Here is a 4,101-nt window from a genome sequence, read left to right as displayed (position 1 = left end):
ATGCAATAGGGATACAAAATAACAATATATTCTCAATATTTACATACATGATAATACCTTATGCTAAATGCAATTTTCCAGAAAATAACGGTGCACCCGCAAGTCGCCGGTCAATTCCGGGTGAAAAGCAGCGGCCAGGAACCTTCCCTGGCGGGCAAAAATAATTTTCCCCCCGAAGCTGGTTAGCGCTTCAACGCTTTTTTCGACGCTCAGAATATAAGGGGCCCGGATAAAGACCGCCCGGAAAGGTTCCTCTCCTAAAACCGGGATGTCAAGCTCTGCTTCAAAGCTGTCCACCTGCCGGCCGAAAGCGTTGCGCTCCACGGTAATATCCATCAGACCCAGGCGGGGCTGGGTTGAGCCTGCTATCCCTTTAGCCAGAAGGATCATTCCGGCGCAGGTGCCGAATACCGGCATCCCCTGCTCCCCTAATTCTTTGATCGGTTCAAGAAGGTTAAATTCTATCAGCAGCTTGCCCATGGTGGTACTCTCCCCACCGGGGATTACCAGAGCCGAGATTTTGGCAAGCTGTTCCGGCTTCTTGATCTGCTCCGTTTCTACACCACACGCGGCAAGCGCCTTCTGGTGCTCCCTGAAGGCCCCCTGGAGGGCCAGAACCCCTACCCTCATTTTACAACTTCCTTTCCAGAATAAAGGCCCTTTATCTCAAATATTCTTATATACTAACGACAGAGTGTCTCAGAAGCGCCTCCATATTTATATCATTATTTCCATTTAGAAAATCATGCCCCATCACATACGACATTTCTTGGGTATAGCTTTGTATGCGGGACTCTCATATTCAAAGACTCCAATCTGACCTCTGGCAGCCGACGACTGACGACCGAATTACCAGCCGCGGTCCTGCATCCGTTCAGCAGGGGCAATATTTGCGATCTCCAGCCCGGGCATGGCCTCACCGAGGTCCCTGGAAACCTCCGCCAGGATCTGCGGGTCGTTGTAATGGGTGGTAGCAGCCACAATCGCTTTAGCCCGCGCGGCAGGATCTTTGGATTTAAAGATGCCCGAACCGACAAAAATACCGTCGCAGCCAAGCTGCATCATCAGCGCGGCGTCCGCCGGAGTAGCAATACCACCGGCTGCAAAGTTCACCACCGGCAAGCGGCCGGCTTTTGCCACCTGCGCCAGCAAGTCGTAAGGCGCCCCAAGGTCCTTGGCGGCGGTCATTAACTCTTCTTTAGGCAAATTCTGCACCCTGCGAATTTCTCCCATGACCATCCTCATATGCCGGACGGCTTCAACCACGTTGCCCGTGCCAGGTTCACCTTTGGTCCGGATCATAGCTGCGCCTTCGCCGATGCGCCGTAGCGCCTCACCGAGGTTCCTGGCGCCACATACAAATGGTACCTTAAAGGCATTCTTGTCAATGTGGAAGTTATCGTCCGCGGGTGTGAGCACTTCACTCTCATCAATATAATCAACCCCAAGCGACTCGAGGATTTGCGCCTCCACGAAGTGTCCAATGCGGGCCTTCGCCATTACTGGAATAGTCACCGCATCCATAATACGCAGGATTATTGTTGGATCAGCCATACGCGCCACGCCTCCGGCCGCCCTGATATCGGCCGGTACCCTCTCCAGAGCCATTACAGCGCAGGCGCCCGCCTCTTCCGCAATTTTGGCCTGCTCGGGTGTTGTCACATCCATTATTACCCCACCCTTGAGCATCTCAGCCAAACCTTTCTTCACTGTCCAGGTTCCTTTTTCCGCCATCAAAACTGCCTCCAATCGAGCACCTTATTAACTATCAAACTATTTTACATTAATACTAAATCAAATACAAGATCGCTGTCTGAGCAACCCAAAAGCAAAATAAAAAAATCCGCCAGGGGCTGTTCTTTATCCCGGCGATTCTGATCCTGCCCCGGTTATTCGGGATTGAGGGTCACACTAATTTTTACCAAAATGAAGGAATCAAGCGATAACGTGTTTTAATAAAATAATCCGTGTACCCCGGTAGGTCTCGTAATAGCACTTCTTCTTCTTTTCTTATCCTGAATATAATCGTTGGTATGAAAAGGAACGAGAATATTAATGCCCAATAAGAACCAAGGGCTAGAGGAGTGAACAACTGCATTATTAACAACCCCGTATACATCGGATGACGAACAATAGCGTAGGGACCGGTTGTAATAACCTGTTGCTCTTTCTCCACCTGTATGATAGTCGAAGCATAACTATTTTCCTTAAAAACCAAGAAAATGAATACATATCCCAAAAAGACCAAAGCATTGGCAGCAATTATAATCCAAACCGGCACTGCCGACCAGTGATAACGGTAATCAAAGCCGGGAATTAAGTAGGCGAACAGAGATAAGAATGATAAGATGCGTATGATACCTGGTTGTTGCTCTTTTTCTCTTACTTTCATTCGTCTTGACAAAAGCCCTGGATCCTTTTTTAAAAAATAGGTGGTAATAAAAAGTGTCAGTGCAGAAATTATCGACCACCAAATCCATGCTTCCCAAAACTTTAAGGAGCCTGCGGGGAGAAATAACACAAGCCCCATCACAATCATAATTATTAAAGGTACTAGATAAGCTTTAAACGTGGATAAATTATTAATATTGTCTTTCATAAGTATTATCTCCTGTCCTCGATCGTCTTTAGGAATGGAATCTTTTATCTTATTTAGAATATCCACAACTATTAATTAGTCTTCAGCTGAGAGAAATTTTTCAAAAAGTTGTTGGTACTTTAATTGGGCTGGTGAAAGCACATCGGCGACTATCTCCTGATATAAGCTTTCTAGAGGCTTTTTCATTCCTGGATGTTTGCATATTAGCTCTTTTACCGGAGGCATGCTGTTGATAAGAGCGACAGATTCGCTTGCCAAAGCTTCAATCTGGGGATCGTCTACGCTAAGTTGGGAAAGCTTGGCCCAACGCGCTCCTGAATCCAAAGCCAGTTGATAGTGTTCGGGATGCGTTTTGAAATACTCGGCCAGGGCGCGAAAGCTCTCCCGGTAATCTTCACCCCACTGGAAATCATCCAGGATGCCATACAATTTGCGGTGGTGATCATATATTTCCGGGCAGGTACGAGCGTATTTTTCAATTTGATCCGCCCCCAGTATCTCAGTAATCATTTGAAAAGAAGGAGAATCTAAACTGTCTTCATTCAAAAGAAGCGCATTTTCACTCAGAAGAGTATCAATTTTCGCCATTCGTTCTTCCAGGGTTTTCTTTTGATTGAGCAATTCTAGACGCAGGGATTGTAAGACTTCTCGCCATGTTTTGGGATTCTGTAAATCTCCCATTATTTCCTTAATGTGCTTGAGACCTAACCCCAGGGATTTTAAGCGTTTGATCAAACGCATGCGGTTCAACTCCGTCGGCCCATATAAACGGTATCCCCCAGCAGAGCGCTCCGGTACAGGCAGCAAACCGATTTTGTGGTAATAATTTATGGTTTTTAATGTGCTTCCGGTCAGTTTAACGAAATCGCCGATCTTTATGCGGTTTTCCACTGGCATCCCACCTTTTAAGGTCAGTATAAACCAGGCCCTAAGGGCCGGGTCAATATATTTCAGATAACAACATCTTATCTACCATAATTATTTTTTACCCATCAAGAGAATATGACATGCTTGTAAGATGGGATTAATCATTTGATAATCATAAAATTTGGAGGTACCAAAAAAATAATGTAATCGGTTTTGGCATAGATCAGGTGATTCTCCTCTTTGCCATTAACAAAACCTCCATACAGATGTTCTTATTCTACATCTGTATGGAGGTTTACAAAAAATCTGAAATGGTCTGCGGCCGCACCGTTCCCTGTATCAATACTTCTTTAGGGACGTCTGTAAATAATTAGCCTCATGGTCGTTTAACCATGAGGCTTTAAAATTAATCTGGCGACGACCTACTCTCCCAGGGACCGACGTCCCAAGTACCATTGGCTCAGGAGGGCTTAACTGCCGTGTTCGGGATGGGAACGGGTGTACCCCTTCCGACATTGTCACCAGAAATATTTATCGTTTTAGTTGAGATGTTCTCTCAAAACTGTACAGCGTAGGAGTTACAATGTTTTAGTTGCTGTTTTAGGTCAAGCCCTCGACCTATTAGTACCGGTCAG

General features: G+C 46.1%; 4 protein-coding genes and 1 rRNA gene. All 5 read right to left on the bottom strand.

The window, feature by feature from the left end:
* Window positions 1–63 precede the first annotated feature (63 nt).
* The 5 genes from pdxT to rrf all read right to left on the bottom strand — a co-directional run bounded on the left by pdxT (window position 64) and on the right by rrf (window position 3,992).
* A complete protein-coding gene (gene pdxT, locus Psfp_RS20735) occupies window positions 64–630 on the bottom strand; it encodes a pyridoxal 5'-phosphate synthase glutaminase subunit PdxT (RefSeq protein ID WP_134220411.1) in 567 nt (188 codons plus the stop codon).
* A gap of 219 nt (window positions 631–849) precedes the next feature.
* Entirely contained in the window at window positions 850–1,734 is an 885-nt protein-coding gene (gene pdxS, locus Psfp_RS20730) for a pyridoxal 5'-phosphate synthase lyase subunit PdxS (protein WP_134220410.1), read from the bottom strand.
* A gap of 184 nt (window positions 1,735–1,918) precedes the next feature.
* Window positions 1,919–2,599, bottom strand: coding sequence for an isoprenylcysteine carboxylmethyltransferase family protein (locus tag Psfp_RS20725; protein ID WP_134220409.1), 681 nt, complete (start codon window positions 2,597–2,599; stop codon window positions 1,919–1,921).
* Between the two features lie 75 nt (window positions 2,600–2,674).
* Window positions 2,675–3,490, bottom strand: a complete 816-nt coding sequence (locus Psfp_RS20720) for a MerR family transcriptional regulator (RefSeq protein ID WP_134220408.1) — start codon at window positions 3,488–3,490, stop codon at window positions 2,675–2,677.
* Between the two features lie 385 nt (window positions 3,491–3,875).
* Window positions 3,876–3,992: ribosomal RNA gene (rrf, locus tag Psfp_RS20715) — 5S ribosomal RNA — on the bottom strand.
* Window positions 3,993–4,101 lie beyond the last annotated feature (109 nt).

Origin of the sequence: Pelotomaculum sp. FP, assembly GCF_004369245.1 — a bacterium.
In the GTDB taxonomy this organism is placed as follows: domain Bacteria; phylum Bacillota; class Desulfotomaculia; order Desulfotomaculales; family Pelotomaculaceae; genus Pelotomaculum_C; species Pelotomaculum_C schinkii.
Note: the sequence above shows the minus strand (reverse complement) of the source record. Positions and strands in the feature narration are given on the sequence as shown.

Coding starts and splice junctions, on each gene's coding strand:
- pdxT (WP_134220411.1), bottom strand. CDS start 630: ATGAGGGTAGGGGTTCTGGCCCTCCAGGGGGCCTTCAGGGAGCACCAG.
- pdxS (WP_134220410.1), bottom strand. CDS start 1,734: ATGGCGGAAAAAGGAACCTGGACAGTGAAGAAAGGTTTGGCTGAGATG.
- Psfp_RS20725 (WP_134220409.1), bottom strand. CDS start 2,599: ATGAAAGACAATATTAATAATTTATCCACGTTTAAAGCTTATCTAGTA.